This window comes from Micromonospora maritima, from assembly GCF_902825405.1.
GTDB classification, from domain to species: Bacteria; Actinomycetota; Actinomycetes; order Mycobacteriales; family Micromonosporaceae; genus Micromonospora; species Micromonospora maritima.
The window spans coordinates 1-5,359 of sequence record NZ_CADEAU010000370.1 but is presented as its reverse complement, the minus strand read 5'-3'; the positions used below and the strand labels follow the sequence as shown (position 1 = coordinate 5,359).

Here is a 5,359-nt window from a genome sequence, read left to right as displayed (position 1 = left end):
GCCGCCGCGGTCCCGGCCGGCCGGACGCTCGCCACCGGCGGCCTCACCGGCGGCCGGCGCCTCGGCGCCCTCCGGACGGATCTTGTCCAGGTAGATCTTGCCGCGCGCGTCGATGTCGGCGATCTCGACCTCGACCTTGTCGCCGACGTTGAGGAAGTCCTCGACCTTCTCGACCCGCTTGCCGTCGCCCACCTTGGAGATGTGCAGCAGGCCGTCGCGGCCGGGCAGGAGCGAGATGAAGGCGCCGAAGGCGGCGGTCTTCACCACGGTGCCGAGGAACCGCTCCCCCACCTTCGGCAGGGTCGGGTTGGCGATGCCGTTGATCCGGTCCACCGCGGCCTGGGCCGACGGGCCGTTGGTCGCGCCGACGTAGATGGTGCCGTCGTCCTCGATGGAGATCTCGGCGCCGGTCTCGTCCTGGATCGCGTTGATGGTCTGACCCTTCGGGCCGATCACCATGCCGATCTTGTCGACCGGGATCTTGACGGTGGTGACCCGCGGCGCGTAGTCCGACATCTCGGCCGGCGCCTCGATGGCCCGCTGCATCACGTCGAGGATGGTCTGCCGGGCCTCGTGCGCCTGCTGGAGCGCGGCGGCCAGCACGTCCGACGGGATGCCGTCGAGCTTGGTGTCGAGCTGCAGCGCGGTGACGAAGTCACGGGTGCCGGCGACCTTGAAGTCCATGTCGCCGAACGCGTCCTCGGCGCCGAGGATGTCGGTAAGCGTCACGTACTGGGTCTTGCCGTCGACCTCGTCGGAGATGAGGCCCATGGCGATGCCGGCGACCGGCGCCTTCAGCGGCACACCGGCCGAGAGCAGGCCCAGCGTCGAGGCGCAGACCGAGCCCATCGAGGTGGAGCCGTTGGAGCCGAGCGCCTCGGAGACCTGCCGGATGGCGTACGGGAACTCCTCGCGCGACGGCAGCACCGGGAGCAGCGCCCGCTCGGCCAGCGCGCCGTGGCCGATCTCGCGCCGCTTCGGCGAGCCGACCCGGCCGGTCTCACCGGTGGAGTACGGCGGGAAGTTGTAGTTGTGCATGTAGCGCTTGCGGTTCTCGGGGGACAGCGTGTCCACCATCTGCTCCATGCGCAGCATGTTCAGCGTGGTGACACCCAGGATCTGGGTCTCGCCGCGCTCGAACAGCGCCGAGCCGTGCACCCGCGGCAGCACGCCGACCTCGGCGGTCAGCGGGCGGATGTCGCGCGGGCCCCGGCCGTCGATGCGGACCTGCTCGCGCAGCACCCGGTTGCGGACCTCGGACTTGGTCAGCGAGCGGAACGCGGCGGAGAGCTCCTTCTCGCGGCCCTCGAAGCGACCGGTCAGCTCCTCGGCGACCTTGGCCTTGATCCGGTCCAGGGCCTCCTCGCGGTCGGCCTTGCCGGCGATCTTCAGCGCCTCGGTGACGTCGGCGCGGGCCACGCCGGCCACCGCGTCGTACACGTCGTCGGAGTAGTCCAGGAAGACCGGGAACTCGGCGACCGGCTTCGCGGCCACCTCGGCCAGCTCGCTCTGCGCCCGGCACAGCTCGCGGATGGCCGGCTTGGCGGCCTCCAGGCCGCTGGCCACGATCTCCTCGGTCGGGGCGGTGGCGCCGCCCGAGATCAGGGTCACCGCGTGCGGGGTGGCCTCGGCCTCGACCATCATGATCGCGACCTCGCCGTCGGGCAGGGTGCGACCGGCGACGACCATGTCGAAGGTGGCGCGCTCCAGCTCCTCCAGGGTCGGGAAGGCGACCCACTGGCCCTCGACGTGCGCGACCCGGGTCGCGCCGATCGGGCCGGAGAACGGCAGGCCGGAGAGCTTGGTCGACATGGAGGCGGCGTTGATGGCCACCACGTCGTACGGGTGCTGCGGGTCGAGCGCGAGGACGGTCTCGACGACCTGGACCTCGTTGCGCAGGCCCTTGACGAACGAGGGACGCAGCGGCCGGTCGATCAGGCGGCAGGTGAGGATCGCGTCCTCGCTGGGCCGACCCTCACGGCGGAAGAACGAGCCGGGGATCCGGCCCGCGGCGTACATCCGCTCCTCGACGTCGACGGTCAGCGGGAAGAAGTCGAACGACTCGCGCGGCTGCTTGCCCGCCGTGGTGGCGGAGAGGACGACCGTCTCGCCGAGCTGGGCGACGACGGAGCCGGCGGCCTGCCGGGCCAGCCGGCCGGTGGAGAAGGTGATCTCGCGGGTGCCGAAGGACCCGTTGTCGATCACGGCGGTGCGGGATTCGGTGCCGAGGTTGGTCTCGGTCATGTGCTGTGGTGCTCCTTCGCGTCGTCGGCCGACGACACGGGAACTGCTCAGGCGGCCGGTCTTCGATCGAAGCGCCCGGGTGGGCCGGCTTGGTGCCGGGGCTCCCGGGGGCCACTACCGGAGACCGGTGCTGACCGGCTCCCTCTCGGGTCGTCGCGCGGCCGGTTTCTTCTGGTGGTACCGGAACGGGGGAGCGGCCGAGCGGCCACTCCCCCGTCAGGTCATCGGCGCAGGCCGAGCCGCTCGATGAGCGACCGGTAGCGGTTGATGTCCTTCTTCTGGACGTAGTTGAGCAGCCGGCGGCGCCGGCCGACCAGCAGCAGCAGCCCGCGGCGGCTGTGGTGGTCGTGCTTGTGCACCTTCAAGTGCTCGGTCAGCTCCGCGATCCGCTTGGTCAGGACCGCGACCTGCACCTCCGGCGAACCGGTGTCGCCCTCGGCGGTCGCGTACTCCTGGCGGATCTTGGCCTTGGCTTCCTGGTCGAGCGCCATGTTCTCCCTGTTTCGTGGGTCGTTCGATGAGGTCCGTCGGAGCGGTCGTGGTGACCGGTGCAACGGCCCGGTTCCTCGCACCCGCGGCGTCGTGCAGGCACGCGAGGCCCCCGTCGGTCAGCCGACGTCTCCGCCAGCCTACCAGCCCCGCCCCGGACCGGCCGGTCAAGGTCCGCCGCGCGGGTCAGGAGACCGCCCGACGGGTCCGCTCCACGTCCTCGGCGATCTGGGCCACCAGCGGCTCGATCGCGTCGTACGTCCGTTGCTCACGCAGGTGCGCCACGAAGTCGAGGGCCAGCCGCTCGCCGTACAGGTCGCCGCTGAAGTCCAGCGCGTACGCCTCGACCCGGCGCTCCCGCCCGGAGAAGGTCGGGTTCGTGCCGATCGAGACCGCCGCCGCGAGCGGGTCGCCGCCGCGGCGCACCAGCCGGGCCGCGTAGACCCCGTCGGCGGGCACCGCCGCGTACCTGTGGGTCAGCAGGTTGGCCGTGGGGTAACCCAGCTCACGTCCGCGCTGGTCACCGCGGACCACCACGCCCTCGACCCGGTGCGGCCGCCCCAGCGCCGCCGCCGCCGCGCGCACGTCGCCCGCGTCGACGCAGGACCGGATGTACGTGGAGGAGAAGACCGTGCCCGCCTCGGCGACCAGCGGCGCCCCCTCCACGGCGAAACCGAACGTACGGCCCAGCCGCTCCAGCAGCGCCACGTCGCCGGCCGCCCGGTGCCCGAACCGGAAGTTGTCGCCGACCACCACCAGCGCGGCGTGCAGGTGCTCGACCAGGATGTCGTGCACGAACGCCTCGGCCGGCAGCCGGGAGAACTCCGGGGTGAACGGCACCACGCAGAGCACGTCCGCGCCGAGCGCCTCGATCAGCTCCGCCTTGCGGGCCGGCTCGGTGAGCACCGCCGGGTGCGAGCCGGGGCGGACCACCTCGGCCGGGTGCGGGTCGAACGTCACCACCACCGACTTGACGCCCAGCTCCCGGGCGCGCGCCACGGCGTGACCGATGGTGGCCTGGTGCCCCTTGTGCACGCCGTCGAAGACGCCGATGGTGACCACCGAGCGCCCCCAGCCGCCGGGCGCCGCCTCGTACCCCCGCCACCGCTGCATGCCGCTCCTCCCCTGTCCGCCCGCGCGCCGTCAGGCCGGGGCCAGCACGATCTCCGCGCGGGCCCGTCCGTCCCGCTCGCTGACGATAGCGATCAGCCCGCCGGCCGGGTCGAAGACCGCGTACGGCCCGGTGATCCCGACCGGGGCCAGCGGCCCGCCGTGGGAGAGCACCCTGGTCTCCTCGGCGGTGGCGTCCCGGCGCGGGAAGTAGCGGTCGGCGGCGGCGTCCAGCGGCAGGTTCACCACCTCCGGGGCGCGTTCCTCCAGCTGGTCGAGCGTGGCCGCCTCGGCGAGCGTGAACGCGCCGACCGAGGTGCGACGCAGCGCGGTGAGGTGGCCGCCGACCCCGAGCGCCACGCCCGCGTCGCGGGCCAGGGCCCGGATGTACGTCCCGGACGAGCAGGTCACGTCGACGTCCACGTCCACCACGTCCGGGGTGTCCCGGCGGATCGCCCGCACGTCCAGCCGGGACACGGTCACCCGGCGGGCGGGCAGTTCGACGGTCTCCCCGTCGCGGACCCGCTTGTACGCCCGCTGCCCGTCGATCTTGATGGCGCTGACCGCGCTCGGCACCTGGTCGATCTCGCCGGTGAGCACGGCCAGCGCGGCACGTACCGCCTCGTCGGTGACCGCGCCGGCCGGCGTGCTCGCGACCACCTCGCCCTCGGCGTCGTCGGTGACCGTGGACTGCCCCAGCCGGATCGTCGCGGTGTAGCTCTTGCCGGCGCCGATCACGTAGGTGAGCAGCCGGGTCGCCCGGCCCACCCCGATCACCAGCACGCCGGTGGCCATCGGGTCCAGCGTGCCGCCGTGGCCCACCCGGCGGGTCCGGGCCAGTCGCCGGACGCGGGCCACCACGTCGTGCGACGTCATGCCGCCGGGCTTGTCGACCACGATCAGACCGTCTGCGCTCACGACCGCCAAGCCTGCCAGACGGCGGTGACCGGCCCCGCGGGGGATACCGCCCGGCGCGCCGGGGTGTCAAGATCAGCCGCCGTCCGCCGCGCCTGCCCGGGAAGCCCGATGACCGATCCCCGTTCCGCCCCCGACCCCCACCCCGCCGACCGCCCGCCGACGGAACCGCTCGGCCCGGTTCCGGAATGGCTGCGCCAGCCCACCCCGGAGGTCGCGCCGGGCCGGGCCGACCGGTGGCGGATCGGCCTGAGCCGGCACTCCGCGAAGCTGCTCGGCGGCGCGGCCGCGCTGCTCCTGCTGGTCTGGGCGGGCTCGGTCGCGGCGGCCGGCTACCAGGGACTCCAGCGCTGGCGCGAGGTCCCGGTGGGGGAGCACCCGGACGCCGCGTACGACCTGGACCGCTCGCTCAAGGTCGCGGAACAGTGCTGAGCCCGCCGGGATCCGAGCGGGACGGCCACCCCGACTGGCTGGACCGGTTGGAGCGGGAGATCCGGCCGAGTCTCGTCGTGCGCCTGCGGATCTGGTGCCGGCGGCGGGCCCGCCGGCTGACGGCGGCGCTCGGCGTGGTGCTGCTGCTCGGCGCGACCGCCGGCGCCGC

5 protein-coding genes are annotated in these 5,359 nt (G+C 73.5%); 1 reads left to right on the top strand and 4 read right to left on the bottom strand.

Features of this window, described 5'->3' with window-relative positions:
- The 4 genes from HUW36_RS24665 to truB form a co-directional block, all read right to left on the bottom strand.
- On the bottom strand, positions 1–2,244 hold a 2,244-nt coding region (locus tag HUW36_RS24665; RefSeq protein ID WP_174530350.1), incomplete at its 3' end, for a polyribonucleotide nucleotidyltransferase.
- Between the two features lie 221 nt (positions 2,245–2,465).
- Entirely contained in the window at positions 2,466–2,735 is a 270-nt protein-coding gene (rpsO, locus tag HUW36_RS24660) for a 30S ribosomal protein S15 (protein ID WP_013284678.1), read from the bottom strand.
- A 184-nt stretch (positions 2,736–2,919) separates the two neighbouring features.
- A complete protein-coding gene (locus HUW36_RS24655) occupies positions 2,920–3,846 on the bottom strand; it encodes a bifunctional riboflavin kinase/FAD synthetase (RefSeq protein ID WP_091579929.1) in 927 nt (308 codons plus the stop codon).
- A 30-nt stretch (positions 3,847–3,876) separates the two neighbouring features.
- Positions 3,877–4,761, bottom strand: a complete 885-nt coding sequence (gene truB / locus HUW36_RS24650; protein WP_174530349.1) for a tRNA pseudouridine(55) synthase TruB — start codon at positions 4,759–4,761, stop codon at positions 3,877–3,879.
- 108 nt (positions 4,762–4,869) lie between these two features.
- On the opposite strand from truB, the gene HUW36_RS24645 reads away from it, so the two are divergent.
- The gene (locus tag HUW36_RS24645) at positions 4,870–5,190 is read left to right on the top strand and encodes a hypothetical protein (protein WP_174530348.1); all 321 of its coding nucleotides are present in this window, start codon (positions 4,870–4,872) and stop codon (positions 5,188–5,190) included.
- The last annotated feature ends 169 nt before the right edge of the window (positions 5,191–5,359 follow it).

What these genes read in the sequence shown, in the direction of transcription:
- rpsO (WP_013284678.1), bottom strand. Translation starts at nt 2,735, where the DNA reads ATGGCGCTCGACCAGGAAGCCAAGGCCAAGATCCGCCAGGAGTACGCG.
- HUW36_RS24655 (WP_091579929.1), bottom strand. Translation starts at nt 3,846, where the DNA reads ATGCAGCGGTGGCGGGGGTACGAGGCGGCGCCCGGCGGCTGGGGGCGC.
- HUW36_RS24645 (WP_174530348.1), top strand. Translation starts at nt 4,870, where the DNA reads ATGACCGATCCCCGTTCCGCCCCCGACCCCCACCCCGCCGACCGCCCG.